The following is a 26,486-nucleotide window of genomic DNA, read 5'->3' as shown; positions in this document are numbered from 1 at the left end:
GCACTCACTCCTTCGGCAGCGGCACGGCGCTGCCCGGTGTCGCCGCGTGGTTGCGCCCGGCCACGGCCGGCATCAGCTTCTTGTCGGCCAGGGTGCGGTTGATCTCCACGCCCTTGCGGTAGTAGTCCTGGTCCACCACCGGGTCGGGCGTGGAGATCGCCAGCCACAGGGTGAAGAAGCTCGCGACCACCACCACGCCCGGCCCGCCGATCACCATCCACACCAGGGGGAAGCGGTACCACGGAGGGCAGGGTTTCATCGCGTCGTTGTCGTGCGTCATCTTGGTCCTTGGGTTGATCAGCGCGGTACCAGGAACACCGCGGGCTCCGAGACACTGGCGTTGCCGCTTTCGGCGCGGACGTCGAAATGCACCTTGTGCGAACCCGCCGCTGCCGCCCCATAGGGTAGCTGCAACCGGACCGCGACCCAGCGCGACTCCGCCGGCGCGACCTCGACCACGGGCTCCGAGGACACCTTCAGCCCCTCGAGGCCGCCCGCGGCGATCCGGTAGCGCTGCACCTGTTCGGTGGCATTCATGATCTGCAGGCGGTAGACGTTCTCGAGCTGGCCGCCTTCGACGATGCGGGCCAGCGACGCGCGGTCGCGCACCACGTCGACCTTCAGCGGCGTGCGCGTCACCAGGCTGGCGAGCAGGCCGATGCACAGCGCCGCCAGCACCCCGGTGTAGATCAGCACCCGCGGCCGCAGCACGCGCCGCAGCACCTGCCGCGGCGTCCAGCGGCCAGCCATGCCGTTCTGCGTGGCGTAGCGGATCAGGCCGCGCGGCGTGTCCATCTTGTCCATCACGATGTTGCAGGCATCCACGCAGAGGCCGCAACCGATGCACTCGTACTGGAGGCCTTCGCGGATGTCGATGCCGGTCGGACAGACCTGCACGCACAGATGGCAGTCGATGCAGTGGCCCAGCGGCGCCGCGGTCGATGCGCGCCCTTTCGCCGGCACGCCGCGAGGCTCGCCGCGCGCGGCGTCATAGCTCACGATCAGCGTGTCGCGATCGAACATCGCGCTCTGGAAGCGCGCATAGGGGCACATGTACTTGCACACCTGCTCGCGCATGAAGCCGGCGTTGCCGTAGGTCGCGAAGCCGTAGAACAGCACCCAGAAGATTTCCCAGGAACCCATCGTCGTGTGCAGGAACGACATCCCCAGCTCGCGGATCGGCGTGAAGTAGCCGACGAAGGTAAAGCCGGTCCACAGGCCGATGGAGATCCAGACCACGTGCTTGAACCACTTCTTGACCAGCTTCTCGGCCGACATGCCGCCGCGATCCAGGCGCATGCGCGCGATGCGGCTGCCTTCGATCTTCTCTTCGACCCACATGAAGATCTCGGTGTAGACCGTCTGCGGGCAGGCATAGCCGCACCACAGCCGGCCCGCCACCGCGGTGAACAGGAACAGCGACAGGGCCGAGATCACCAGCAGGCCCGTGAGGTAGATCAGGTCCTGCGGATAGAGCACCAGGCCGAAGATGAAGAAGCGCCGCGCGCCGAGGTCGAACAGCACCGCCTGGCGCTGGCCCCACTCGAGCCAGGGCAGTCCGTAGAACACGAGCTGCGTCGCGAACACCAGCGCCCAGCGCCAGCGCGCGAAGTAGCCGCTGACGCTGCGCGCATAGATCTTCTCGTGTGCCGCGTAGAGGCCGACGCTCTTCTCGGCCGCCACGATCGGAATCACCGTGCGAGGGGCCTGCTTCGGCGCGGGCATGCGATCGGTCATGGCGTCAGGCTCACTGGGCCCCTGTGGCGGGCTTGTTCGACAGTCCCCAGACGTAGGCCGTGAGCACGTGGATCTGGGCCTCGGTCAGGCGGCCCTGCTGCGCCGGCATCTGGTTGACCTTGCCGCCGTTGATCATCGCGATGATCGATTCCTGCCCGTAGCCGTGCAGCCAGATCTTGTCGGACAGGTTCGGCGCGCCGACCGCGGTGTTGCCCACGCCGCCGATGCCGTGGCAGGCCGCGCAGGTCGTGAACTTGCTCTTGCCGAGGCCGGCGCGGACCGAGTCGTGCGGGCTGCCCGACAGGCTCAGCACATAGTTGGCGAGATTCTTGACGTCCTCGGCCGAGCCGACCGCCTCGGCCATCGGCGGCATCGTGCCGATGCGGCCGAGCGCGATGGTCTCGTGGATCTTCTCGGGCGTGCCGCCATGCAGCCAATCGCCGTCGGCCAGGTTCGGGAATCCCTTGCTGCCGCGCGCGTCCGAGCCGTGGCACTGCGCGCAGTTGTTGAGGAACAGGCGCTCGCCGATCGCCATGGCGCCCGCGTCGCCCGCCAGCCGCTCGACCGGCTGCGCCGAATAGGCGGCATAGACCGGGGCCAGTTCGGCGTTGGCCTTGTCGACCTCCTTCGTGTACTCGCCCTCGGTGGTCCAGGCCAGCGTGCCGCGGTAGCTGCCCAGGCCCGGGAAGACGACCAGGTAGCCGATCCCGAAAACGATGGTCAGCACGAACAGGCCCATCCACCAGCGCGGCAGCGGGTTGTTCATTTCGCGCAGGTCCTCGTCCCAGACGTGGCCGGTGGTGTTGTCGTCGCCGGCCGGACCGCGGAAGCGCGCGGTCCACCACAGCAGCAGCGCGCAGGCCAGGATGCCGCCCAGCGCGATGGCGGTCACGAAGTGCGACCAGAAGTTGGTGGTGAAGTCGCTCATGAGGGGTCCTCTTCGAAGGGGAGTCTTGCGGCCTCTTCGAAGGCCTTCGCGTTGCGGCGCGAATAGACCCAAACCAGGATGCCGATGAAAGTGGCGAACGACGCCAGCGTGGCGGCGATCCGCAGGGTGGTGACGGTGTCCATCGCTGCGCTCCTTACTTGAGTGCCAGGCCGAGCGACTGCAGGTACGCGACGATCGCGTCCATCTCGGTCTTGCCCTTGACCTCGGCCGGCGCGGCCGCGATCTGGGCGTCGGTGTAGGGCACGCCGACCCGGCGCAATGCCGTCATGTGGGCGGCGGACTCGGCGCCGTCGAGCGGCGCCTTCTCGAGCCACGTGTAGGCCGGCATGTTCGACTCGGGCACCAGGTCGCGCGGATTGTTCAGGTGGATGCGATGCCACTCGTCGCTGTACTTGCCGCCCACGCGGTGCAGGTCGGGGCCGGTGCGCTTGCTGCCCCACTGGAACGGATGGTCGTAGACGAATTCGCCGGCCACCGAGTAGTGGCCGTAGCGCAGCGTCTCGGCGCGGAACGGGCGGATCATCTGCGAGTGGCAGTTGTAGCAGCCCTCGCGCACGTAGATGTCGCGGCCCGCCAGTTGCAGCGGCGTCAGCGGCTCCACGCCTTTGACCGCCTCTGTGGTCGACTTCTGGAAGAACAGCGGCACGATCTCGACCAGGCCGCCGACCGCGATCACCAGCAGGATCAGCACGATCATCAGGAAGTTGTTGGTCTCGATCTTCTGGTGCGAGAAGCCGGATTCGGGGGTATTCGAACTCATGGCGTTTCCTCAGGCGTGGGCAATGGCGGTCTGCGGGATCGGCGACGGCTTGCTGAAGCCCGAGATCACCGTCATCCAGACGTTCCAGGCCATCACCAGCATGCCGCCCAGGTACAGCAGGCCGCCGATCATGCGCACCACGTAGTAGGGATAGGTGGCCTTCACGCTCTCGACGAAGGTGTAGGTCAGCGTGCCGTCGGGATTGACCGCGCGCCACATGAGGCCCTGCATCACGCCGGCGATCCACATCGCGGCGATGTACAGCACGATGCCGATGGTCGACATCCAGAAGTGCAGCTCGATCGCCTTCACGCTGAACATCTCGGTGCGCCCGTACACGCGCGGGATCAGGTAGTAGAGCGAGCCCATCGAGATCAGCCCGACCCAGCCGAGCGCGCCCGCGTGCACGTGGCCGACGGTCCAGTCGGTGTAGTGCGACAGCGCGTTGACGGTCTTGATCGACATCATCGGACCTTCGAAGGTCGACATGCCGTAGAAGGACAGCGAGACGATCAGGAAGCGCAGGATCGGGTCGGTGCGCAGCTTGTGCCAGGCGCCCGACAGCGTCATCACGCCGTTGATCATGCCGCCCCAGCTGGGCGCCAGCAGGATCAGCGAGAACACCATGCCGATCGACTGGGTCCAGTCGGGCAGCGCCGTGTAGTGCAGGTGGTGCGGGCCAGCCCACATGTAGGTGAAGATCAGGGCCCAGAAGTGCACGATCGACAGCCGGTACGAGTACACCGGCCGGCCCGCCTGCTTCGGCACGTAGTAGTACATCATCCCGAGGAAGCCGGCCGTGAGGAAGAAGCCGACCGCGTTGTGGCCGTACCACCACTGCACCATCGCGTCCTGCACGCCGGCGTAGGCCGAGTAGCTCTTCATCCAGCCCGCGGGGATGGCCGCGCTGTTGACGATGTGCAGCAGCGCCACCGCGATGATGAAGGCGCCGTAGAACCAGTTGGCGACATAGATGTGGCGAACCTTGCGCATGCCGACGGTGCCGAAGAACACGATCGCGTAGGCCACCCAGACCAGCGCGATCAGGATGTCGATCGGCCATTCGAGTTCGGCGTATTCCTTGCCGCTGGTGTAGCCCATCGGCAGGCTGATGGCGGCGGCCACGATCACGGCCTGCCAGCCCCAGAACACGAACGAGGCCAGCGCCGGTGCGAACAGCCGGACCTGGCAGGTGCGCTGCACCACGTGGAAGCTGGTCGCCATCAGCGCACAGCCGCCGAAGGCGAAGATCACCGCATTGGTGTGCAGCGGCCGCAACCGTCCGTAGCTGAGCCACGGGATGCCGAGGTTGAGCTCGGGCCAGGCCAGCTGCGAGGCGATGATGACCCCCACCAACATGCCGACCACGCCCCAGACCACCGACATGAGAGCGAATTGCCGCACCACCGTGTCGCTGTAGACCGGCGCGGAAGTATTCGGAGCATGCATCGCAGAGCCTTCATTTATGAAACTGGCCCAGTGTCCCGGCGCGGCGTGCGATCGAGGTTGATTCAGATCAATCGTTCTTAAGAATGCGCTCGCCCTCGTTGTCGATGTCGTCGAATTGCCCACGGTCGACCGCCCACCAGAGGCCGGCGAGGATGAACAGGACCAGCACCACCGAGAACGGGATCAGCAGGAAGAGGATGTCCATCAGGCCGCCTCGAGGTGCAGTGGCTGGCGGGCCAGCCGCGCGGCATTGAGCACCACCGCCAGCGAGCTCGCCGCCATGCCCAGCCCCGCGAGCCACGGCGGCAGCCAGCCGGCGATCGCGAGCGGCACGCAGACCGCGTTGTAGCCGGCCGCCCACCAGAGGTTCTGCCGCACCACCCGCAGCGTGCGCCGGGCCTGCGCGATGGCGCGCGGCACGACGCCGAGCGCATCGCCGAGCACCACGAAGTCGGCCTGGGCCTGCGCCAGCGGCACCGCGCGGCCGAAGGCGAAGGAGGCATGGGCATAGGCGAGCACGGGCCCGTCGTTGAGGCCGTCGCCCACCATCGCGACCGCCTGGCCCTGGGCCTGCAGATCCTTCAGCCGCCGCAGCTTGTCTTCGGGCGTGCAGTCGCCCAAGGCCATGGCAATGCCGGCGCGTGCCGCGACCTCGCGCGCGGCGCCGGCACTGTCGCCCGACAGCAGCCACACCGCCACGCCCTGCACACCCAGCGCGGAGACGGCGGCGGCGGCGTCCTCGCGCAGATCCTCCGCCAGCACGAAACTGGCGATCCACCCCTGGTCGTCGCTGAGATGCACCTGGGCCGCCTCGACCGGCAGCGGCTGGACGCCGCAGAATGCGGCCGAGCCCAGGCGCAGGCCACGCTCGGGTGCACCGGCGCCGCGACCAACCCGGCCTTCGAGCCCCTGCCCCGCGCGTTCGGCCAGGCTCGACACCCGCCAGTCCGGCGCCACGCGGTGCTGCTCGCGCCAGGCCTTCACGAGCGCCCGCGACGCCGGATGCAGCGACTGTGCGGCGAGCGCGGCCGCCAGCTCCACCGCATCGCCCGGCCGCACGCCCTTTCGGCTGTAGACCCGGTCGAGCCGCGGCGTGTCGCGCGTCAGCGTGCCGGTCTTGTCGAACACCACGGTGTCGACCGCAGCCAGCGCCTCCAGCGCCTGCAGGTTGCGCACCAGCACCCCGCCGCGCGCCAGCGTGCCGGCGCTCGCGAGCATCGCGGCCGGCGTCGCCAGCGACAGCGCGCAGGGACAGGTCACGATCAGCACCGCCACCGCGACCATCAGCGCCTTGCCCGAATCCACCGGCCACCAGTAGGCCGCCGCCGCGGCCGCCGCGACCAGCACCGCGAGCAGGAACGGCCGGGCCGCGCGATCGGCCAGTTGCGCGAGCCGGGGCTTCTGCAGCGAGGCGCTTTCCATCAGCGCCACGATCTGGGCGAAGCGCGTGTCCGGCCCCAGCGCCTCGACCCGCACCTCCACCACCGCGCCGACGTTGTGGCTGCCCGCCAGCACCCCCGCGCCGCAAGGGCGCGGCACCGGCCGGGACTCGCCCGTGATCAGCGCCTCGTCGGCCGAGGTGTCGCCCGCCATCACCGTGCCATCGGCCGGAAAGGCCTCGCCGGGCAGCACGCGGAGCAGGTCGCCGACCGCCAGCCGCCGGACCGCGACGCGCTCGAACGAGCCGCCGGCGTTGCGCCGCAGCACGCTGTCGGGCAGGCGGTTCATCAGGGCATCGAGGGCGCCGGCGGTGCGGTCGCGCAGCCGTGCCTCCAGCCAGCGGCCGGTCAGCAGGAAGAACACGAACATCGTGAGGGAGTCGAAGTACAGCTCGTGGCCGAGCGGCCCCTCCGGATCGAAAGTGGCCGCGCTGCTGACCACGAAGGTGATCGCCATGCCGAGCGCGACCGGCAGGTCCATCCCGATGCGGCGCTGCCGCAGGTCGCGCCAGGCGCTGCGAAAGAAGGGGCCGCAGGAAAACAGCATCACCGGCAGCGTCAGGACCCACGAGGCCCAGCGCAGCAACTGCGCGGCATCGGGCGTCATGTCGCCGGGCTGTGCGATGTACGCCGGGTAGGCATACATCATGACCTGCATCATGCAGAAACCCGCCACCAGCCAGCGCCAGAGCGCCAGGCGCGACTCGCGCTTGCGCCGCGCGCTCGCCAGCATGTCGCCGGCCGGCACCAGGCGGTAGCCCGCGGCTTCGGAGGCCTCGAACCAGCGCGACGGTTTCACGGCCGCCGACGACCAGACCACGCGCGCGCGGCGGCTGGCCGCATTGACCTCGGCCGAGACGACGCCCGGCACCTGCATCAGCGCCGCCTCCACCGTGAACGCGCAGGCCGCGCAATGCATGCCCTCGACCACGACCTGGGACTCCCAGCGCGCCGCGTCGCCCTCGCCCAGGGGCCGCCCGAAGGCCGGCCATTCGACCGGATCGTCCAGCAGCGACCAGGCCGACTGCGGCGCGGCGGGCAAGCCGGGGGCGAAAGAGAGCGCAGCTTCCATGCCCCGAGCCTAGCGAGCGCAGCCGGGCGAGAGTTGACCCAGATCAAGAGGAGGCCCGGTCTCTTCGTGGGTTGCCGCGGATCCGGCTGCGCCGATCCGCCGGCAACGCCCCCTTTCAAGGGGGTGGGCGGCTACACGAAGTGAGCCAACCTGGGGGTTAGAAACGATACCCCACGCCCACGCCGAACAACCACGGATCGACCTTCACCGTCGACAGCGTCTGGCCCAGATGGCTCACGTCGGAGCGGATCTGCAGCTTCTTGACGTCGAAGTTCAGGAACACGTTCTCCGCCAGCGCGATGTCGAAGCCGGCGCCCACGGCGAGCCCGAAGCTGTCGTTCTCGAGGTCCAGGCGGCCCACGGTGGGCACGGCCAGCCGCACCGAGCTGATGCGCGTGTAGTTCAGGCCGGCGCCGACATAGGGGCGAATCGTCGCGTTCGGCCTGAAGTGGTACTGGACCATCAGCGTCGGCGGCAGTTGCTTGAAGGTGCCGATGTCGACCGGCCCGCCCAGCGCGCTCTGCTGCACGGTCACGGTATGCTTTTGCGGCACCGTCAGCACCAGCTCCGCGGCGATATTCGGCGTGAAGAAGTAGGTGATGTCGACTTCGGGAATGGTCTTGTCGCTCACCGTGATCGCATCGGCCGGCACGGCCAGCGACGGAATCGGATCGGACTTGTTGGCCGTGTCGATGCGCACTGCGCGGGCTCGGACGAGCCAGTTGCCCTGCGCCTCCTGCGCCGCCGCGGGCAAGACGCACAAGGTGCCGAGGATGGCACCGATCAGTGTGCGCGTGAGATTTCTGCTGCTAACCATGTTTTTTCTGCTTCTCCTGTGATGGCCGACGCATGGGTGTCGGCACTGGAGGCAGTGTGGGCGGGCCTCGCTCCCCGTGTCCTTGACCCAGGGCAACACACGCGCCGCGGCGCGGCGCCGAAGTGCAGGCCCATCGCGGCGAGATTGACCCTGGTCAACAAGCGCTGTCGACCACGCTCGACAATGAGGCCGGCGCTGCGCAAGGTGCGCGGCGTGTGTGTGTTTCTTTCCTTGAGGTTCTTTCCATGCTTCGTCACCGTCTCGCCGCCATCGCCGTTCTGGCCTTCGCTTCCGCCCCCGTGCTTGCCGCCGAATGCACGGTCGAGATCGAAGGCAACGACGCCATGCAATTCAACAAGCCCGCGATCGAGGTGAGCCAGAGCTGCAAGGAGTTCACGGTCAAGCTCAAGCACAGCGGCAAGATGCCCAAGCAGGCCATGGGGCACAACTGGGTGCTGGCCAAGACCGCCGACGTGCAGGCCGTCGCCACCGACGGCATCGCCGCCGGCCTGCCGCAGGACTACGTCAAGGCCGGCGATGCGCGCGTCGTGGCCCACACGAAGATCGTCGGCGGCGGCGAAAGCGACAGCGTGACCTTCTCGCCGGCGAAGCTCGCCGCCGGCGGCAGCTACACCTACTTCTGCTCCTTCCCCGGGCACTCCTCGCTCATGAAGGGCACGCTCAAGCTCGTCAAGTGAGCGAAGGGCTTTCATGAAACGCCCCACTGGGCGTATCGTGGCAACCCCAACCTCAAATCTGGAGATACCGCACATGGCCACCAGCAAGTCGAGCACCACCGCCGCCAAGAAGACGCGCTCGGGGGGCATCCCCACGCCGGCCGACGTCCAGGAGGCTTTCGTCAAGCCGCTCAAGGGCATGGCCGAGCGGTTGCAGAACCTTCCGCTGGCGGGCGCCGCAGGCGCGATCGTCGAGAGCGGACGCAAGGACCTGCAGGCGCTGGTGAAGGCCAACGAGAAGTCCTACCAGGGACTGCAGGCCGTGGTGCAGCGCCAGACCGAGATGCTCAAGACGTCGATCGAGGAGTGGCAGGGTACCGTCAAGGGTCTGCCCGGCACCGATCCGCGCGAAGGGCTCGCCAAGCTCGATGCCATGGGCAAGGCCGCCTTCAAGCAGGCGCTGGACGACATCCGCGAGCTGTCGGAGATGGCGGCGAAGTCGCAGGCCGATGCCTTCGACGTGGTGCGCCAGCGGATCCGGGACAACGTGGACGAGGTCAGCAAGCTGCTGCAGCCGCGCAAGTAGGGCGAAGACGCCGCCCGGCGGGATCGGTGTTTGTCCTGCGCGATAACGAGAAAAAGGTCCGTGACTCGATCGACAGGAAGCGTACATTGGTACGGTTTCCTCAGCGATTGGATCGAATCAGCCATGGCATCGAATTCTCAGACGCGCATTTCAGCCAGGGAGGCCAGCGAAGCTGCGGCCCGCGAACGGCTGCGGCAGGCACTGCCCGCCACGGTCGACCACCTCCAGCAGCACCAGGCCGGCCGGATCGACGACAGCGACATCGAGGCCTACGTGAGACTGAACTGGCTCGAATGGCACGGTGGCGGGCTGCGGCTCACGATCACCGGCCGCAACGTCTGCGCGCAGCTCGCACCCTCCGCCGCCTGAGCCTGTCTATCGGCCGATGATGATCTGGGCGATCAGGCCGGTGGCCGCCGCGGCCAGCACGAAGTCCCCGCCCACGCCGACCCACTGGTAGCCGCGCGGCGGCTGCTGCAGCCGGCGCCCGCGCCAGTCGTCCACGACGTACTGGCGGCCCCGGTATTCGCTTGGCACGCGGCCGCCGTGGCGCCATTCGGCCTGCGGGTGGGGATGGCCCCGGTGGTCGAAGCGGCGACCCGGGAGGTCGTCGGGGCGGTCGTCGGGGCGGTCGTCGGGGCGGTAGTCGGAGCGGTCATCGGGGCGACCACGGTCGTAGCCCGGGCCGTCATGGCGCGGCTGCTGTTGCTGCGGCCCGAAACGGTCATTGCGGTCGGATCCGCGATCGAAACGGGTGTCCTGCGCGAAGGCGCTTCCCACCATGCCCATCGCGAGCGCTGCGGCGGCAACGGCCATGCGCTTTGACTTGATCATTGTCGGAACTCCTTCTGCGTTGATGAGGAGTCCAGTGTGGAAGGCGCGTGTGTCGCGCACCCCTCGCCCATGTAGAGGCGAAGTGAAGCAAGGTAAAGCCGGCCCGGCGCCGGTCAGGGCGAGTTGCCTTGCGGGCCGACCGCCGGGGCGGCCGGCCTGCTGCCGCCGTGCGGCGTGATCTTGCGGCCCAGGGCCTCGCCCCAGCGACGCACCGGCGCGCTGGCGCGCTCGGCCGTGTGGTCCACGCCGCGCCGGGTCGCATCGGCACCGCGCGCGATCCCGCGGCCTGTGGCGTCGGCGCCGCGTTCGATGCCGCCCAGCACCTTGCTGTCGTGGGCGGGCGCCCCGGCCGGTTGCTGCTTCGCCGGGGGGCTCTGCGCGCCGTGCGCGGCCCAGGGCAGCAAGAAGGCGGCCGCTCCCAGAACGGCGCAGGCGGCGCCAAGGCGGGTGGTTCGTGTCCGGATCGGGGGCATTCGTCGAATCTCCTTGTCGTTTCAGGCGGCGGGACCGCCCTCGCCTGCGGCCCGGGCCATGCGCTCGCTCTTCCAGTAGACGTCGTCGCCGCCATCGACACGGTTGAGCACGCGCGCGAGCACGAACAGCAGGTCGCTCAGGCGGTTCAGGTAGTGCCGCAGCGCGGCGTTGATCTCGGTCTGCGCGCCCAGGGCCACCACCGCGCGCTCGGCGCGCCGGGCCACCGTGCGGCAGACATGCGCCTGCGAGGCGGCGCGGGTGCCCGCGGGCAGGATGAACTCGGCCAGCCGCGGCAGCGCCGCGTTGTGTTCGGCCAGCGCGTTGTCCAGCTGCAGCAGCGCCTCGGCCTTGAGCAGCGTGTAGCCCGGCATCGAGAGCTCGCCGCCGAGGTTGAAGAGCTGGTGCTGCACATCGACCAGCAGCTCGCGCACGGCGGCCGGCATCGGCTCGCAGAGCAGCACGCCGATGTGCGAGTTGAGCTCGTCCACGTCGCCCATCGCGTGCACGCGCAGGTGGTCCTTGGGGACGCGCGTGTTGTCGCCAAGGCCGGTGCTGCCGTCGTCGCCGGTGCGCGTCGCGATCTGTGTCAGGCGGTTGCCCATGAGGTGCTTTCGGGTTCGGTTGAGAATGGGGTTCTTAGAATATTAGACCCTTCAGGAGACCGCGCCCCATGAATGCTCCCACCGCCCCCTCCCACCTGACCCCGGAGATCGCGCTGCGCGAGGTGCCTGACGCGCTGATCGCCGCCCTGAAGGCCCGCTTCGGCGACCGCTGCTCGACCGCGCTGGCGGTGCGCACGCAGCATGGCCGCGACGAATCGTCCTTCGATGCGCCGCCGCCCTCCGCAGTGGTCTTCGCCGAGAGCACCCAGGAGGTCGCCGACGCGGTGAAGCTCGCGAGCGAGCACAGCGTGCCGGTGATCCCCTTCGGTGTCGGCTCCTCGCTCGAAGGCCACCTGCTCGCGGTCCAGGGCGGCATCAGCATCGACGTCAGCCGCATGAACCGCGTGCTCTCCGTCAACGCCGACGACCTGACGGTGACGGTGCAGCCCGGCGTCACGCGCAAGCAGCTCAACGAGGAGATCAAGAGCACCGGCCTGTTCTTCCCGATCGACCCTGGCGCCGACGCCTCGATCGGCGGCATGGCGGCCACGCGCGCCAGCGGGACGAACGCGGTGCGCTACGGCACCATGCGCGAGAACGTGCTGGCGCTCGAACTGGTCACGGCCAGCGGCGAGGTGATCCGCACCGGCACGCGGGCCAAGAAGTCATCCGCCGGCTACGACCTGACGCGCTTGTTCGTCGGCAGCGAAGGCACGCTGGGCGTGATCACCGAGGTCACCCTTCGCATCTACCCGCTGCCCGAGGCGGTGTCGGCCGCGATCTGCTCGTTCCCGAGCATCGAGGCGGCGGTGCGCACCACGATCGAGATCATCCAGCTCGGCGTCCCGATCGCGCGCGTCGAGCTGATCGACGTCAACACGGTGCGCATGGTCAATGCCTACGCCAAGCTCGGCCTGCGCGAGGAACCGATGCTGCTGATGGAGTTCCACGGCTCCCCGGCCGGCGTCAAGGAGCAGGCCGAGACGGTGCAGGAGTTGGCCAGCGGCCATGGCGGCAAGGCCTTCGAATGGGCCAGCACGCCCGAGGAGCGCACCCGCCTCTGGACCGCGCGCCACAACAGCTACTTCGCGGCGGTGCAGTCGCGCCCGGGCTGCCGCGTGATCTCGACCGACACCTGCGTGCCGATTTCGCGGCTGGCCGATTGCCTGCTCGAGTCCGTGGCCGAGGCCGACGCCAGCGGCATCCCTTACTTCCTGGTCGGCCATGTGGGCGACGGCAACTTCCACTTCGGCTACCTGCTCGACCCCAACGTGCCCGAGGAGCGCGTGACCGCCGAGCAGCTGAACCACGCCCTCGTGAGCCGGGCGCTCGCCCTCGAAGGCACCTGCACCGGCGAGCACGGCGTCGGCCTGCACAAGATGGACTTCCTGGTGACCGAGGCCGGTGTCGGCGCGGTCGACATGATGCGCACGATCAAGCGCGCGCTGGACCCGAAGAACATCATGAACCCCGGCAAGATATTTAGTCTCTGACTCGCCCCCAGGTTGCCCCGCACTTCGTGTCGGGGCGCCCACCCCCTACCGGGGGCAACACCAGCGGCCCGGCGAAGCCGGTTCCGCGGTGTTCCACCAACGGGCCTGGCTGCGCCGGCCGGCCGCAAAGAGGCTGTCCTTGTTCTTCGGCTGCGCGCAGCGCACCTGCTCGTGGGCAGTCGCGGAACCGGCTTCGCCGGGCTGCTGACTGCGCCCCCGGTAGGGGATGGGCGCCCGGACACGAAGTGCCGGGCAACCTGGGGGCGAGCTACTACTTCTTTTTCGGCGCTGAGGTCTGCGACGGCGCGGCGCCGCCATCCACCCCCAGGCGGCCGCCGCCGCCCAGGCCCTGGCCCTGGACCGCCTGCGCCTTGTAGTTGCGCAGCGAGATGACCATCTGGTTGAAGGCGTCCATGAAGGCGGCGCTGATCACCTTGCCCTGGGCCGTGTTGGTGTAGCCGCCCAGGGCGCCCCCGGCGCTGCCGCCGAAGACCGAGCCGAAGGCGCCGAAATCGGTCTTCGAGGCGCTGCCTTCGGAGGCCGCGACCTGCACGCCCGAACGGTTGTCGATCAGCGTCAGCAATGCGCTGGCCTCCTTGGTCTGCATGCTGCCGCCGACCGCGGACAGCACGCCGCTGTAGCGGCCGCCGACAAGTCCGCCCAGGGCGCCGCCGACGCCGCCCGCGTTCTGGTTGCTGAAGACGATTTCGGGCGAGAGGCCGTAGTCGGACGCCACCATCTGGCCGGCGCCGAAGTTGCTGCCCTGGCGCATCTCGCCCGATTGCGACAGCTGGCGCTCGCGCGACATGGCGTTCATGCCGGCGGCGCCCCGCTCGACCACCACGAAGCAGTTCGATTGCTGGACCAGCAGCTTCAGCAGGTTGGCGGTGGGTGGCAGCTTGTATTCATTGCGCAGGATGGTGTACCAGCCGGCCGATTGGTTCTCGACCAGCGACACGGTGCCCAGCGGCGAGGCGCATTTCTCGAGCGCGCCGCTGGTGTTGGCGCTGGCGCTGCCCGCCGCGCTGCCGGTGGCGACCGTCTTCGCACCCTGGCTGCCCATCTGCATGTCGGTGGTTTCGCACCCGGCCAGCAGCAGCGCCGCCGCGGCAACCGCCGCCAACGGCCGTCTGTAGAGTCCCATTTGGATTTCCCCTTAGAACTTTAATATTAAAAAGTTGCATCAGGAGAATAGGACCCGTAACCGGTTGAATCAATCGACCGGAAGCGGGATGGCTTCGGCGCTGCGCTAGGCCGTTTGGCGGATGCGGTCGATCAGGCCGTTGAGCGCGTCCAGCGAGCCGAAGTGAATCGCGAGTTCGCCGGTCTCCTCGATCTTGCCGCCGCGCTTGGTGCGCTTCTTGACCCGGACCTCGACCTCGGCCGCCAGCAGGTCGGCGAGTTCCTCCTCGACCCGCAGCAGGTCGCGGGATTTTTCCGCCGCGCCGCGCCGCGGCGAGGGCGTGAGGCTGAACTCGGCCGCCAGCTTCTTGACCAGGGCCTCGGCCTCGCGGACCGACATCTTCCTGGCCGCGATCTGGTTGGCGGCGGTGATCTGCGTCCCCTTGTCGAGCGACAGCAGGGCCCGCGCATGGCCCATGTCGATGTCGCCCGCCATCAGCATGGCCTGGGCCGGTTCGGCCAGGTTCAGCAGGCGCAGCAAGTTGCTGGCGGCGCTGCGGGAGCGTCCGACGGCCTGCGCAGCCGATTCGTGAGTGAGCCCGAACTCTTGCACCAATCGTTGCAGGCCCTGGGCTTCTTCAAGCGGATTGAGGTCCTCGCGCTGGATGTTCTCGATCAGCGACATGGCCGCGGCGGCCTCGTCGGGCACGTCGCGCACCAGCACCGGCACGCTTTCGAGGCCGGCCAGGCCGGCCGCCCGGAAGCGCCGTTCGCCCGCGATGATCTCGAACTCGGCCTTCTTGTCGCGCGCCCCGTCGGCATCCAGCCGGCGCACCAGGATCGGCTGCATGATGCCTTGCGCCTTGATGCTCTCGGCCAACTCGTAGAGCGCGCCTTCGTCCATGCGCGTGCGCGGCTGGTAGACGCCGGGCACCATCTGGTCGAGCTGGAGCGTGGTCGGGTTCGGCGGCATCGCATCATCGAGAACCGCGCTGTCCGAGCCGTTGAAGGTCGGGCCCAGGAGGGCTTCGAGTCCGCGGCCGAGGCCCTTCGGTTTTTTGGTGGCCATGGAAGTCATTCTTCTTTCAGTAGGTCATTCAGCAGATTCCGGCCTTCGGGCCAGTCGCCCAGCCCGGATTCGCTGTTGAGATGTCCGCGGGCGCCGGCATCGACGAACCGGGCACCCCAGTTCCGCGCCATCTCGCGAGAGCGCGTGGCCTCGCAGTAGGGATCGTCCTGGGCCGCGATCATCAGCGCGGGAAACGGCAGGGGCTGGCGCACGATCGGTGCCCAGCCGGGAATCATCTGGCGGAGGTCTTCGCGCTCGACGTCGCCCGGGGCGACCAGCAGCGCCGCGCGGACCTTGGCCGTCCGGCGGGAGTGGGCGGCCCAGGCCGCCACCAGGATGCAGCCGAGGCTGTGCGCCACGAGCACGACCGGGCCAGGGGCAGCCAGCACCTCTTCCTCGAGCCGGGTGGACCAGTCGCCGCGCAGCGGCCGCATCCAGTCGTGCTGGTCGACGCGATGGTCGCGGTACTTCGTCTCCCAGCGGCTTTGCCAGTGGGCGGGGTCGCTGTTCTGCCAGCCCGGCAGCAGCAGGATCTTCGGAGCGGTCATCTGCGGGGCGATGGTCAAGGACCTTCGGGCGCGTGGACCGCCACCAGCGGGGCATCCATCGGCGCGGGCACCGGCGGCGCGGCGGCTTCGGACGCCAGCGCGCTGGCCGGCGGCATCTTCTCGACCAGTTCCTGCGCGAAGGCCACGAAGGCCTGGCTGCCCTTGGCCTGCGGGTCGAACACCACGCCCGGCAGTCCGTAGCTCGGCGCCTCGGCCAGCCGCACGTTGCGCGGAATCACGGTGTCGAACACCTTCTCTCCGAAATGGGCCTTGAGTTGCTCGCTCACTTGCTGCTGGAGGGTGATGCGCGGATCGAACATCACGCGCAGCAGGCCGATGATCTGCAGGTTCTTGTTGAGATTGGCGTGCACCTGCTTGATGGTGTTGACCAGGTCGGTCAGTCCTTCGAGGGCAAAGTACTCGCACTGCATCGGCACGATCACGCCGTGCGCGGCGCACAGCCCGTTGAGCGTGAGCAGGCTCAGGCTGGGCGGGCAGTCGATGAGGATGAAGTCGTACTCGGCGCCGACCGCGGCGAGCGCCGTGCGCAGGCGCTTTTCGCGCCGGTCGATGGCAACCATCTCGACCTCGGCGCCCGCCAGTTCGCGGTTGGCACCCAGGATGTCGTAGCCGCACTTCTCGGACTTCACGCGGGCTTCGGCCACCGATGCCGACTCCAGCAGGACGTCATACACGGTGGTTTCGAGCTGGCGCTTGTCGACGCCCGACCCCATGGTGGCGTTGCCCTGGGGATCGAGGTCGATCATCAGGACGCGCTGCCCGACCTTCGCCAGGCCCGCGGCCAGGTTCACCGTGGTGGTGGTCTTGCCGACGCCGCCCTTCTGGTTCGCGATGCAAAAGATCTTGGCCATGCTTACCTGGAAATGGCCAGCTTGAAGCCGAAGGCGATCAGGAAGACCCCCGCGAGCTTTCCGAGCATGCCGGAGACGCGGGGGTTGGCGCGCAGGCGCTCGGCCAGGAAATACGTCAGAAGCGTCACGATCAGGCCATACATGAAGGTCAGGAAGGCGATCGTGGCCGCCATCGCAGCAAAGGTCGGGAAGCCTTGATGCCGCGTCGGGTCGATGAACAACGGGAAGAAGGCCATGTAGAAGACGATGGCCTTCGGATTCAGCAGCGTGATCGTCAAGGCCTGCTGGAGGTACTGCCGCGGCCGGATATTGAGGATGGGGGCTGCACCCGGCCTGGCGCGGATCATCTTGAAGCCGAGCCACGCCAAATAGGCGGCGCCGACCCACTGCACCGCGCTGAATGCGGCCGGGTAGGCACTGAGCAAGGCGGCAACGCCCGCCACGGCGGCCCACATCAGCACCTGGTCACCCGCGATCACGCCCAGGGTCGCAGCCAGCCCGCCACGGATCCCACCTTTGCCGGTCGAGGTGATCAATGCGAGATTGCCAGGCCCGGGTATCGCCAGAAAGAGAATGATGGCGGCGACGAACGCGCCGTAGTCAGCGATGCCGAACATGGGAAATGGCCTGAAATGGGAGTGCGTCGAGTCTAAGCGAGGTCGGCGCAATGAGCGCCTGTCAGGCGGCGCGTTTTCGCATCCAGACGATGCACCGTTCGGCATCCAGGCCCGGAACCGACAGTTGTTCCACGTGAAACACTTCGCAATCCGCCGGAAGCTGGGCGATTTCGTCGTCCGGCGCCCTGCCCTTCATGGCCATCCAGACGCCGTCCGGCGCCAGCAGATGGCGAGAGCCTGCAACGAAGTCGGCCAGCGATGCGAAGGCCCGGGAACTGATCAGCTCGTAGCTTCCCGCCAGCATTTCGACCCGCGCATGCAGTCCGCGCAGATTCTTCAGCCCCAGCTCCGACGCCACTTGCTGGACGAAAGCCGCCTTCTTGGCCACGGCATCGAGGCAGGTGACCTGCATGTCGCCCCGAACGATCGCGATCACCGCCCCAGGCAGACCGGCGCCCGCCCCAACGTCCAGCAATCTCGCGTCGCCTGGACACTTCCTCTCCAGCGGCGGGATCACCGACAGGCTGTCGAGCAGATGGTGAGTCAGAACCGTCGCCGGGTCCCTCAACGCGGTGAGGTTGTACACCTTGTTCCACTTGAGGATCAGCGCACCGTAGGCCAGCAGGCGCTGGCATTGAAGATCGCTCAAGTTCAGTCCGAGCGCGGCCGAGCCTTCGCGTAGCAGTTGCTCCTGGTTCATTCGGCGACCGGTGTTGCTGTCGTGGCCGCATCCCGGGCAAAGGCCTGGTGCCCGCCCTTGCGAAGATGGATCATCAGCAGCGAGATCGCGGCCGGCGTGACGCCGGAGATGCGCGAAGCCATGCCCAGCGTCTCCGGGCGATGCTTTGACAGCTTCTGGCGAACTTCGTAGCTCAGCGCCTTGACCTGGCCATAGTCGAAGGTCTCGGGCAACTTGAGATTCTCGAAGTGCGCAGCCCGCTCCACCTCGTCATGCTGGCGATCGATGTAGCCCGAGTACTTGGCAGCGATCTCGATCTGTTCCACCTCGGTCGGGCCCAGCGTTTCTGCAGCCGCGTACTTTCCGCCATCCAGCGACATCAGCGACTCATAGCTGACGTTCGGCCGCCGCAGCAGGTCACCCAGGTTGTATTCGTGTTCGATGGCCTTGCCCAGGACGCGCTCCGATTCGACCGCCGGCAGGTTGCGCGGATTGACCCAGATCGATCGCAACCGCTGTGTTTCACGTGAAACAACATCACGCTTGCGCGAAAAAGCATCCCAGCGCGCATCGTCGACCAACCCGAGTTTCCGGCCGATCTCGGTCAGCCGCATATCGGCGTTGTCCTCGCGCAGCTGCAGCCTGAACTCGGCGCGGCTGGTGAACATCCGGTAAGGCTCCGTCACGCCCTTGGTGATCAGGTCATCGACCAGCACGCCCAGATAGGCCTCGTCGCGGCGCGGCAGCCAGGGGCCCTCCCCCCTGCATTGCAGTGCAGCATTGAGGCCGGCAAACAGTCCCTGGGCGGCAGCCTCCTCGTAGCCGGTGGTGCCGTTGATCTGTCCGGCAAAGAAGAGGCCCCGGATCGCACGCGTCTCGAAGTTGCTCTTGAGCTCACGCGGGTCGAAGTAGTCGTATTCGATCGCGTAGCCCGGCCGCAGGATGTGAGCGTTCTCCAGGCCGACCATCGAGCGCACCAGCTGGTACTGGATGTCGAAAGGCAGGCTGGTCGAGATCCCGTTCGGGTAGTACTCGTGGGTGGTCAGCCCTTCGGGCTCGAGGAAGATCTGGTGGCTTTCCTTGTCGGCGAAGCGGTTGATCTTGTCCTCGACGCTCGGGCAGTAGCGCGGCCCGATGCCGTCGATCTTGCCCATGAACATCGGACTGCGGTCGAAGCCCGAGCGGATGATGTCGTGCGTTCGGGCATTGGTGTTCGTGATCCAGCAGGGCATCTGCTGCGGATGCATGTCCTTGTGGCCCATGAAGCTGAAGACCGGCATCGGCCCGGCGCCGCCCGGCATGCCGTCGCCAGGCTGCTCGGTGCACTTCGAGAAATCGATGGTCCGGCCGTCGAGCCGCGGCGGCGTCCCGGTTTTCAGGCGGCCTTGCGGCAGCTTGAGTTCCTTGAGCCGCGCCGACAGGCTGATCGCGGGCGGGTCGCCGGCGCGCCCAGCCTGGTAGTTGTCCAATCCCACATGAATGCGGCCGTCCAGGAAAGTGCCGGCCGTGAGCACCACCGCCCGCGCCCGGAAGGCGATGCCCACCTGCGTGATCGCACCCACCACACGATCGCCTTCGATCATCAGATCGTCGACCGCCTGCTGAAACAGCGACAGATTGGGCTGATTCTCGAGGCGGCGACGGATTGCGGCCTTGTACAGGACCCGGTCGGCCTGCGCCCGGGTCGCTCGCACGGCCGGCCCCTTGCTCGAATTCAGGACACGGAACTGGATCCCGCCCTCGTCCGTCGCGATGGCCATGGCGCCGCCGAGGGCGTCGACTTCCTTCACGAGGTGGCCCTTGCCGATGCCGCCGATCGAGGGGTTGCAGCTCATCTGCCCCAAGGTCTCGATGTTGTGGGTGAGCAGCAGCGTGCGGGCGCCCATGCGCGCGGAAGCCAGCGCGGCTTCGGTGCCGGCATGGCCGCCGCCGACGACGATCACATCGAATTCTTCGGGGTACAGCATGGAAAGGGGCGCAGGAGGCATGCGCTCTCGGAAAGGGGGCGTCAATTTTAATCGCCGGCGCGCCTCCGTGCACCCTTTGGGGACAAGCACGCCAAGCCTGGCATCCGCGCCACGGGCCATCTGCGCTGGAAGTATTGCTATCATTTTAATAGCAACGTGGTTGGCAGGGCGCGAGGCCGGCGAAGCAAAAACGCGTCCATCGCCAAACCGCTAGCATCGGCCTCGCGTCGTCAAGAACGCGTTTCGCCTAATCACTGGAGTTTTTCGAATGAAGCTGTATTACTCGCCGGGCGCCTGCTCGTTGTCACCCCACATCGCGCTGCGCGAGGCCGGCCTGGCCTTCGAGCCGGTGCTCGCGAGCACCAAGAGCCACAAGCTGCAGGACGGTACCGACTATTACGGCATCAACCCGCTGGGCTACGTGCCGATGCTCGAACTCGACGACGGCACGCGCCTGCGCGAAGGCCCGGCCATCGTGCAGTACATCGCCGACCTGGCGCCGACCAAGAACCTGGCACCGGCCAACGGCACGATGCAGCGCTATCGCCTGCAGGAATGGCTGACCTTCGTCGGCACCGAAATGCACAAGGGCTTCTCGCCGCTGTTCAACCCGAACATGCCCGAGGAAGCCAAGACCCTCTCGAAGACCCGGCTACTGTCGCGCTACGAATGGCTCGACAGCGAGCTGGCCGACAAGGACTTCCTGATGGGCGAGCACTTCAGCGTCGCCGACGGCTACCTGTTCACGGTGACCAACTGGGCCAAGCCCACCGGCCTGGACATCTCGAAATTCGCGAACCTGAACGCCTGGCATGCGCGCGTCGCCGCCCGGCCCGCCGTGCAGGAGGCGCTGAAGGCCGAAGGCTTGAAGTAGGCTCGCCCCCAGGTTGGGCTCACTTCGTGTAGCCCGCCCACCCCCTACCGGGGGCAACACCAGCGGCCTGGCAGAGCCAGATCCGCGGTGTTTCACGAACGGGCTTCGCTTCGCTGGCCTGTGAACTGCAAATCACGCCAGCCTGGGTGAACACTAGCCAGGGCGCTGGCGCCAAGCCAGCAGGGCGCCGAGCCACAGCGTGAGGGCCGAGGCCAGCAGGCCTCCGGCCAGCCCGCCCTGGCCGTCGGAGATCCAGCCGGTCACGGTCGGGCCGACGATCTGGCCCAGCGCGAACACGATCGTGAAGGCGCTGATGCCCGTCGCCCATTGGGCCGGTGGCAGGTTGTGGCGCACCAGCGCCGTGGTCGAGGCCACCACCGACAGGAACACCGCGCCGAACATCAGGCCCGAGGCCAGGGTCACCGGCCAGGCCGGGCTCAGCACCGGCAGCAGGGTGGCCACGCCCAGCAGCGCGTTCAGCAGCGCCTGTGGGCCACCGCCGCGGAAGCGGTCCAGCAGCCCCGCCCAGAGCCGTGACGAAGCGACGCAGGCGACCCCGAGCAAGGCGTAGAACCAGGTGATCTCGCCCGGGCTCGCACCCTGCTCGCGCAGCAGCGCGATCACGAAGGTCATGTAGCCGATGTAGCCGGCACCGAAGAGTGCATAGCCCGCGAGGGCCCAGCCGAATCGCCGCACCGGCGAGTGGCCATCGGCCATGAGCGGCAGCCTCGACGCCGGACTCGCGACCACGCCCTCCCCCGGCATCGCACGCACCGCGAGCGCCAGCACGGCCGTCGCGGCGACGCTCGCCAGCGCCAGCGCCCACCAGGCCCAGGCCCAGCCATGCGGCGCGCCCGCCGCAGCCTGCAGCACGGCCGGCACCATCAGTGCCGACAGCGTGATGCCCAATCCGGTGCCGCCGTAATAGAGGCCCAGCAGGAACCCCGCGCGCGAGGGTTGCGAGACACCCAGCCGCGCCGCCAGCAGGCCGCCGGCGACGAACACCCAGGCGCTCGCGAGACCGGCCAGCAGCCGCTGCAGCAAGAGGGCCGGGGCCGAAGTGAAGAAGCCGCTGGCGGCCATGAAGACGCTGGCCGCGACCGCGCCGCCGACCAGCAGCCGGACAGGGCCGAAACGACGCATCAGGGCGGGCGTCAGCATGGCACCGAGCAGGTAGCCCGCGGCGTTGGCGGTGTTCATGCCGCCGGCCAGCGCATAGCTCCAGCCCAGGTCCGCGCGCATCGGCGGCAGCAGCAGGCCGTAGGAAAAACGGGTGATGCCGAGCGAGACCGCCGCCCCCAGCGACAGGGCCAGCGCGAGACGAAGGGCTTGGGCGGGCGAGAGCGTGGCGGCGGTCGAAGGCATGGGGCGGGCGCCCATTCTGCGGCATCGCTTAGCACCAAAGCGACAACCCCGCGACAGCAGGGTTGCGGTTCCGGGTTTACCCTGGCGCCGTCTTCTTCATTCACGTCACCACAAGGCACCCAGGCATGAGCACTCTTTTCGATCCCGTCCAGGCCGGCGATCTCGCACTCGGCAACCGCATCGTCATGGCGCCGCTGACGCGCAACCGCTCACCCAACGCGGTGCCGGGCGACATCACCGCCACCTACTACGCACAGCGCGCCTCGGCCGGCCTGCTGATCACCGAAGCCACGGCGATCAGCCAGCAGGGCCAGGGCTACGCCGACGTTCCCGGCCTCTACGGCACCGAGCAACTCGACGCCTGGAAGCGCGTGACCGACGCCGTGCATGCCGAGGGCGGCAAGATCGTGGTCCAGCTCTGGCATGTCGGGCGCGTCTCGCACACCGAGCTGCAGCCCGACAACGGCAAGCCGGTGGCCCCTTCCGCGATCACGGCCAGGACCAAGACCGTGCTGATCAAGGACGGCGTGCCGACCTTCGTCGACACCTCGGAGCCGCGCGCGCTCGACGCCGCCGAACTGCCGGGCATCGTGCACGCCTATGCGGCCGCGGCGCGCAACGCGGTCGAGACCGCCGGCTTCGACGGCGTCGAGATCCACGGCGCCAACGGCTACCTGCTCGACCAGTTCCTCAAGACCGGGAGCAACGAGCGCACCGACGACTACGGCGGCAGCATCCCCAACCGCGCCCGCCTGCTGCTGGAGGTGACGCGCGCGGTGGTCGATGCGGTGGGCGGCGGCCGCACCGGTATCCGCCTGTCGCCCGTCACGCCCGCCAACGACGTCCATGACGCCGACCCGCAGCCGCTGTTCGACTTCGTCGTCAGGCACCTGGCGCCGCTCGGCCTGGCCTACATCCACGTCATCGAAGGCGCCACCGGCGGCCCGCGCGAGCTCGACGATCGGCCCTTCGACTACGAGGCCCTCAAGGCGGCCTACCGCAAGGCCGGCGGCAAGGGCGCCTGGATGGTCAACAACGGCTACGACAAGCCGCTGGCCGAAGAGGCGCTGAAGGAAGGCGACGACCTCGTCGCCTTCGGCAAGCCCTTCATCTCCAACCCCGACCTGGTGCGCCGCCTGCGCGAAGGCGCGCCGCTGAATGCCTGGGACAAGAGCACGTTCTACGGCGGCGGCGAAGCCGGCTACATCGACTATCCCGCGCTGGCCTGAGGCGCCTCGAAGGCCACGCTGACGCGCAGCCCGCCGGCCTCCGAGGCGCGCGCGAAGCTGAGTTCCGCACCGAGCAGCTTCGCGTAGCGCGCCACGATCGCCAGGCCCAGTCCCGCCCCCTGCCCGAGCTTGCGCCCGGCCGGCCCCTGGGCCCAGCGCTGCAGCAGGTCGCGCTCGGCCTCGGGCGCAATGCCCGGGCCATCGTCGGCCACCCCGAGCGTGAGACCGGAGAGTTCCACGGTGATGGTGCGTCCGCCGTAGCGCAGCGCGTTGTCGATCAGGTTGTCGAGGATGCCCTCGACCAGCGCGGCATTGGCCTGCACCGTGACCGCCTCGTCCAGGCCCAGTGCGCCCAGGTCCACGCCCCGGGCGTCGGCGCGCGCCAGATGCCGCAGCACCGCCTGCTGCGCCAGCTGGTCCAGGCGCAGGGTCTCGCGTTGCAGGCCGGTGCGCCCCTCGTCGGCCAGCGCCAGCGCCAGCAACTGGTCGACCAGGCGGCTGGCGCGGGCCTGGCTCTGCGCGATCTGCTGCAGCTGCTCGCGCCAAACGGCCGGGCTCTGCTGGGCCAGGCCGTAGTCGGCCAGCGCGCGGATGCCCGCGAGCGGCGTGCGCAGCTCGTGCGCGACGTTGCCGGCGAACTCGCGCTGCGCGGAGGCGCTTTGGGCCAGCCGCTCGAGCAGCGCGTTGAGCGTGTCGCCAAGCTGCTCGAGTTCGCGCGAAGTGCGCGCCACCGGCACGGCCGCCAGGTCATGCGCGCTACGCTGCTCCAGCGTGCGCCTGAGTTCGCCCAGCGGGTGGAGCTCGCGCTCGATGCCGCGCCAGAGCCAGCCCGCGAGCAACGCGAGCAACACCAGCTGAGGCGCCAGCGAATAGATCAGGAGCTTCTCGATCAGCGTCGCGCGCGCGCGCGTGGTCTGGGCAATGATCACGCGATAGGCAGCCGGCGCTTCGTGGTCCAGCACGACCGCGCGCAAGGTCTGGCCCCGGTATTCGATGCGCGAGAAGCGGTGGCGCACGCCCTCCTCGGGTGCCGGTGCCACCAGCCCCCGGTCACCGGCGAGCAGCGAACCGTCGGGCCGCAGCACCGCGAAGAAGACCGTTTCCGACTGGTCGAACAGGACGTTGGTGATATCGCGCGGCGACAGCAGGAGGTCGAGACCGCTTTCGCCGGCGCGCACGCTGGCCGACACCGAATAAGCGTCGTCGAGGAGCGCGCGATCGAAGGCCTGCTCGGTGAAATAACTGGCAACCAGCAGCGCCACCGCCGTGCCCAGCAGCCACGTCAGGCCCAGCGGCGGCAGCACGCGGCGCAACACCCGCGCGGTCAGCGACGGCGCCGCCGCCGCGCCCGCACTCACGTCTCCGCTTCCATCAGGTAACCGATGCCGCGCAGGGTCCGGATGACGGCGCCGCTGGCGACCAGCTTCTTGCGCAGGCGGGAGATGAAGGCTTCGAGCGCGTTGTCGCCCAGGGACTCGTCGAAGGTCGACAGCTTGTCCGACAGCTCGCGCTTGCTGATCGTGCGGCCTGGCGGACTCATCAGCTCCCACAGCACCTCGAACTCGCGCGCCGGCAGGTCGAGCGGTACGCCGCCGACCGCGAAGCGGCGAGCCCGCCGATCGAGCCGCAGGTGCCCGAGCAGCGCGATGTCTTCGGTGCCCTGGGCCCGGCGCACCAGCGCCCGCAGCCGGGCCTCAACCTCGGCCAGATCGAAGGGTTTGCCGAGGTAGTCGTCCGCGCCCGCGTCCAGGCCCGCGATGCGCTCGTCGGTGCGGTCGCGTGCCGTCAGCACCAGCACCGGCGTGCGGTCGCCGCGGGCGCGCGCCTGCCGCAGCGCCACCAGCCCGCTGGCCAGGCCGCTGGTCGGGTTCGCAGTGGCCGGCAGGTTCAGGTCCAGCAGCACGGCATCGAAGGTCTGTACGCGCCACAGGTGGTCGGCGTCCTCGACGTTGGCCGCCACGTCGACGCGGTGGCCGGCATCGCCCAGGCTGCGCAGCACCACGCCGCGCAGGACTTCATCGTCTTCGACCAGTAGGATTCGCATGGCAAGGGAGTGAAAGATATCGGCTGTTTGTACAACACACAGCACCCCCATGCTGGACATTGGCATGCGGGAAAGGTTCAAACTCGTCATTCGTTCACATGAAGGAGCCAACACGATGAGCCAGAAGTTCCAGGTCACGGGCATGAGTTGCGGGCACTGCGCCGGTGTGGTGCAGAGCGCCGTCCAGACGATCGATCCCAGTGCGCAAGTCACGGTGGATCTCGAGACCGGCCACGTCGATGTGGTCAGCGAGCATCCTCGACGGGACATCATCGTGGCGATCGAGAACGCCGGCTACCAGGCCCAATAGCCCGCTTGCTTCGCGCCGAAGGACGCGCAGCGCGCCAAAACGAGAGAACAGTTGAATACTTTGTGTTTCAAAGTGCAAAATGCGTGCAGCAAAAACCCTGGACAGAAAGACGCTCCATGTTCTCGAGCCTGCTGCCTTCCTCCGTCCGCGAAGCTGCCTATCGGCGCAAGTTTCTGGAGAATCCCCAGAGCGAGGACCTGTTCATGGGTTCGTTCGAGAGCTTTACCGCTGCACACGCCAATGCGCCACCCGGCAAGGCGGTCGGCTACGACGACGCGGAGGCGGCCAAGGCGCTCTATAGCCACCAGATCTATTTCTACGACTACCCGGGCCTGTTCTGGCTCGGGCGCGCGCTCGACGGGGGCATGCGCAGCATCTTCGACCTGGGTGGCCACATCGGCATCAAGTACTACGCCTTCCGCCGCGTGCTTCCCTACCCTGCGAACCTGCGCTGGACTGTCTGCGACCTGCCCGGCGTCGTGCAGACGGGCCAGGAACTCGCCCTCCAGCGCGAAGTAACGTCCCAGCTCGACTTCACGACCGACTATCGCGACGCCAGCGGATACGACGTCCTGTACGCGTCGGGCAGCCTGCAATACCTGCCGTTGCGGATCTCGGAAATGCTCGCCCAGATGCCCGTGAAGCCGAAGCGCATCGTGATCAACACGGCAGCGACTCACCCCGACCGGACACTGTTCACGCTCAACAGCATCGGCTTCGCGGTCTGTCCCTGCCGCATCCAGCACCAGGACACCCTGCTGAACGAACTGATGGAGTGCGGCTACCAGCGCCGCGATGCGTGGCGCAACGAGGGCAAGCCGATCGAGGTGCCGTTCGTCGAGGGTGGCGACCAGGCCTTCTACTCCGGCTGCTGCTTCGATCTGCGTTGAGCCGCGCGCTC

The 26,486-nt window shown here is 68.2% G+C and carries 30 protein-coding genes; 8 read left to right on the top strand and 22 right to left on the bottom strand.

Features of this window, described 5'->3' with window-relative positions; genetic code table 11:
• Positions 1-4: 4 nt before the first annotated feature.
• From AC1D2O_RS18810 to AC1D2O_RS18770, 9 genes are all read right to left on the bottom strand, one after another.
• Positions 5-280, bottom strand: coding sequence for a FixH family protein (locus tag AC1D2O_RS18810; protein ID WP_478093660.1), 276 nt, complete (start codon positions 278-280; stop codon positions 5-7).
• Positions 281-297: 17 nt separating this feature from the next.
• The gene (ccoG, locus tag AC1D2O_RS18805; protein WP_478093658.1) at positions 298-1,737 is read right to left on the bottom strand and encodes a cytochrome c oxidase accessory protein CcoG; all 1,440 of its coding nucleotides are present in this window, start codon (positions 1,735-1,737) and stop codon (positions 298-300) included.
• Between the two features lie 10 nt (positions 1,738-1,747).
• Positions 1,748-2,665, bottom strand: coding sequence for a cytochrome-c oxidase, cbb3-type subunit III (ccoP, locus tag AC1D2O_RS18800; protein ID WP_478157694.1), 918 nt, complete (start codon positions 2,663-2,665; stop codon positions 1,748-1,750).
• A complete protein-coding gene (locus AC1D2O_RS18795) occupies positions 2,662-2,808 on the bottom strand; it encodes a cbb3-type cytochrome oxidase subunit 3 (protein ID WP_478093655.1) in 147 nt (48 codons plus the stop codon). Before AC1D2O_RS18795 ends, ccoP begins: the two co-directional genes overlap by 4 nt.
• Positions 2,809-2,819: 11 nt before the next feature.
• Positions 2,820-3,446, bottom strand: coding sequence for a cytochrome-c oxidase, cbb3-type subunit II (gene ccoO / locus AC1D2O_RS18790; protein WP_478093653.1), 627 nt, complete (start codon positions 3,444-3,446; stop codon positions 2,820-2,822).
• Positions 3,447-3,455: 9 nt separating this feature from the next.
• Positions 3,456-4,895, bottom strand: a complete 1,440-nt coding sequence (gene ccoN / locus AC1D2O_RS18785; protein ID WP_478157693.1) for a cytochrome-c oxidase, cbb3-type subunit I — start codon at positions 4,893-4,895, stop codon at positions 3,456-3,458.
• A 67-nt stretch (positions 4,896-4,962) separates the two neighbouring features.
• Positions 4,963-5,100 carry a cbb3-type cytochrome oxidase assembly protein CcoS gene (ccoS, locus tag AC1D2O_RS18780; protein WP_478089575.1) on the bottom strand — a complete coding sequence of 46 codons (138 nt, stop codon included), beginning with the start codon at positions 5,098-5,100 and terminating at the stop codon, positions 4,963-4,965.
• Positions 5,100-7,406, bottom strand: a complete 2,307-nt coding sequence (locus tag AC1D2O_RS18775; RefSeq protein WP_478089576.1) for a heavy metal translocating P-type ATPase — start codon at positions 7,404-7,406, stop codon at positions 5,100-5,102. The genes ccoS and AC1D2O_RS18775 overlap by 1 nt, the downstream gene beginning before the upstream one ends.
• Positions 7,407-7,563: 157 nt before the next feature.
• On the bottom strand, positions 7,564-8,223 hold the full coding sequence (locus AC1D2O_RS18770) for an OmpW/AlkL family protein (RefSeq protein WP_478089577.1): 660 nt from the start codon (positions 8,221-8,223) through the stop codon (positions 7,564-7,566).
• A 245-nt stretch (positions 8,224-8,468) separates the two neighbouring features.
• Here AC1D2O_RS18770 and azu point away from each other — a divergent pair, with 245 nt between their 5' ends.
• From azu to AC1D2O_RS18755, 3 genes are all read left to right on the top strand, one after another.
• Positions 8,469-8,921 carry an azurin gene (azu, locus tag AC1D2O_RS18765; protein WP_478089578.1) on the top strand — a complete coding sequence of 151 codons (453 nt, stop codon included), beginning with the start codon at positions 8,469-8,471 and terminating at the stop codon, positions 8,919-8,921.
• A 73-nt stretch (positions 8,922-8,994) separates the two neighbouring features.
• Entirely contained in the window at positions 8,995-9,486 is a 492-nt protein-coding gene (gene phaP, locus AC1D2O_RS18760) for a TIGR01841 family phasin (protein WP_478157692.1), read from the top strand.
• A 123-nt stretch (positions 9,487-9,609) separates the two neighbouring features.
• Positions 9,610-9,855 (top strand): hypothetical protein, encoded by a 246-nt coding sequence (locus tag AC1D2O_RS18755; RefSeq protein WP_478089580.1) that lies wholly within the window; start codon positions 9,610-9,612, stop codon positions 9,853-9,855.
• A 6-nt stretch (positions 9,856-9,861) separates the two neighbouring features.
• Here the strand turns inward: AC1D2O_RS18755 and AC1D2O_RS18750 are convergent, their stop codons facing one another.
• The 3 genes from AC1D2O_RS18750 to AC1D2O_RS18740 form a co-directional block, all read right to left on the bottom strand.
• The gene (locus AC1D2O_RS18750; RefSeq protein ID WP_478089581.1) at positions 9,862-10,320 is read right to left on the bottom strand and encodes an RcnB family protein; all 459 of its coding nucleotides are present in this window, start codon (positions 10,318-10,320) and stop codon (positions 9,862-9,864) included.
• Between the two features lie 113 nt (positions 10,321-10,433).
• On the bottom strand, positions 10,434-10,793 hold the full coding sequence (locus AC1D2O_RS18745; RefSeq protein WP_478089582.1) for a hypothetical protein: 360 nt from the start codon (positions 10,791-10,793) through the stop codon (positions 10,434-10,436).
• A gap of 21 nt (positions 10,794-10,814) precedes the next feature.
• Positions 10,815-11,396: a cob(I)yrinic acid a,c-diamide adenosyltransferase gene (locus AC1D2O_RS18740; RefSeq protein WP_478089583.1), complete on the bottom strand. Its 582-nt coding sequence runs from the start codon at positions 11,394-11,396 to the stop codon at positions 10,815-10,817.
• A gap of 68 nt (positions 11,397-11,464) precedes the next feature.
• Between AC1D2O_RS18740 and AC1D2O_RS18735 the strand changes: the two genes are divergently transcribed.
• A complete protein-coding gene (locus tag AC1D2O_RS18735) occupies positions 11,465-12,889 on the top strand; it encodes an FAD-binding oxidoreductase (protein ID WP_478157691.1) in 1,425 nt (474 codons plus the stop codon).
• Positions 12,890-13,160: 271 nt separating this feature from the next.
• Here the strand turns inward: AC1D2O_RS18735 and AC1D2O_RS18730 are convergent, their stop codons facing one another.
• From AC1D2O_RS18730 to mnmG, 7 genes are all read right to left on the bottom strand, one after another.
• Positions 13,161-14,033 (bottom strand): CsgG/HfaB family protein, encoded by an 873-nt coding sequence (locus AC1D2O_RS18730; protein ID WP_478089585.1) that lies wholly within the window; start codon positions 14,031-14,033, stop codon positions 13,161-13,163.
• 105 nt (positions 14,034-14,138) lie between these two features.
• Positions 14,139-15,080 (bottom strand): ParB/RepB/Spo0J family partition protein, encoded by a 942-nt coding sequence (locus tag AC1D2O_RS18725; protein WP_478089586.1) that lies wholly within the window; start codon positions 15,078-15,080, stop codon positions 14,139-14,141.
• A gap of 5 nt (positions 15,081-15,085) precedes the next feature.
• Positions 15,086-15,628: an RBBP9/YdeN family alpha/beta hydrolase gene (locus AC1D2O_RS18720; protein ID WP_478089591.1), complete on the bottom strand. Its 543-nt coding sequence runs from the start codon at positions 15,626-15,628 to the stop codon at positions 15,086-15,088.
• 14 nt (positions 15,629-15,642) lie between these two features.
• A complete protein-coding gene (locus AC1D2O_RS18715; protein WP_478089587.1) occupies positions 15,643-16,500 on the bottom strand; it encodes a ParA family protein in 858 nt (285 codons plus the stop codon).
• 2 nt (positions 16,501-16,502) lie between these two features.
• Entirely contained in the window at positions 16,503-17,117 is a 615-nt protein-coding gene (locus tag AC1D2O_RS18710) for a LysE family transporter (protein ID WP_478157690.1), read from the bottom strand.
• 61 nt (positions 17,118-17,178) lie between these two features.
• The gene (rsmG, locus tag AC1D2O_RS18705) at positions 17,179-17,817 is read right to left on the bottom strand and encodes a 16S rRNA (guanine(527)-N(7))-methyltransferase RsmG (RefSeq protein ID WP_478089589.1); all 639 of its coding nucleotides are present in this window, start codon (positions 17,815-17,817) and stop codon (positions 17,179-17,181) included.
• Positions 17,814-19,763 carry a tRNA uridine-5-carboxymethylaminomethyl(34) synthesis enzyme MnmG gene (mnmG, locus tag AC1D2O_RS18700; RefSeq protein ID WP_478157709.1) on the bottom strand — a complete coding sequence of 650 codons (1,950 nt, stop codon included), beginning with the start codon at positions 19,761-19,763 and terminating at the stop codon, positions 17,814-17,816. The genes rsmG and mnmG overlap by 4 nt, the downstream gene beginning before the upstream one ends.
• 268 nt (positions 19,764-20,031) lie before the next feature.
• On the opposite strand from mnmG, the gene gstA reads away from it, so the two are divergent.
• Positions 20,032-20,637 (top strand): glutathione transferase GstA, encoded by a 606-nt coding sequence (gene gstA / locus AC1D2O_RS18695; protein WP_478089484.1) that lies wholly within the window; start codon positions 20,032-20,034, stop codon positions 20,635-20,637.
• A 153-nt stretch (positions 20,638-20,790) separates the two neighbouring features.
• On the opposite strand, the gene AC1D2O_RS18690 is transcribed toward gstA, so the two are convergent.
• A complete protein-coding gene (locus AC1D2O_RS18690; protein ID WP_478157689.1) occupies positions 20,791-22,002 on the bottom strand; it encodes a YbfB/YjiJ family MFS transporter in 1,212 nt (403 codons plus the stop codon).
• 125 nt (positions 22,003-22,127) lie between these two features.
• Here AC1D2O_RS18690 and AC1D2O_RS18685 point away from each other — a divergent pair, with 125 nt between their 5' ends.
• Complete coding sequence (locus AC1D2O_RS18685) at positions 22,128-23,231, top strand: alkene reductase (protein ID WP_478089486.1); 1,104 nt, start codon at positions 22,128-22,130, stop codon at positions 23,229-23,231.
• Here the strand turns inward: AC1D2O_RS18685 and AC1D2O_RS18680 are convergent.
• Both AC1D2O_RS18680 and AC1D2O_RS18675 read right to left on the bottom strand, forming a co-directional pair.
• Positions 23,213-24,589 carry a sensor histidine kinase gene (locus AC1D2O_RS18680; protein WP_478089487.1) on the bottom strand — a complete coding sequence of 459 codons (1,377 nt, stop codon included), beginning with the start codon at positions 24,587-24,589 and terminating at the stop codon, positions 23,213-23,215. The two genes, AC1D2O_RS18685 and AC1D2O_RS18680, sit on opposite strands and share 19 nt — an antisense overlap.
• Positions 24,586-25,275 carry a response regulator transcription factor gene (locus AC1D2O_RS18675; protein ID WP_478089488.1) on the bottom strand — a complete coding sequence of 230 codons (690 nt, stop codon included), beginning with the start codon at positions 25,273-25,275 and terminating at the stop codon, positions 24,586-24,588. The genes AC1D2O_RS18680 and AC1D2O_RS18675 overlap by 4 nt, the downstream gene beginning before the upstream one ends.
• A gap of 115 nt (positions 25,276-25,390) precedes the next feature.
• Between AC1D2O_RS18675 and AC1D2O_RS18670 the strand changes: the two genes are divergently transcribed.
• A complete protein-coding gene (locus AC1D2O_RS18670) occupies positions 25,391-25,585 on the top strand; it encodes a heavy-metal-associated domain-containing protein (RefSeq protein ID WP_442285188.1) in 195 nt (64 codons plus the stop codon).
• A 116-nt stretch (positions 25,586-25,701) separates the two neighbouring features.
• Entirely contained in the window at positions 25,702-26,475 is a 774-nt protein-coding gene (locus AC1D2O_RS18665; RefSeq protein ID WP_478157688.1) for a TIGR04325 family methyltransferase, read from the top strand.
• The last annotated feature ends 11 nt before the right edge of the window (positions 26,476-26,486 follow it).

Source organism: Variovorax sp. P1_G12 (assembly GCF_056405555.1).
Note: the sequence above shows the minus strand (reverse complement) of the source record. Positions and strands in the feature narration are given on the sequence as shown.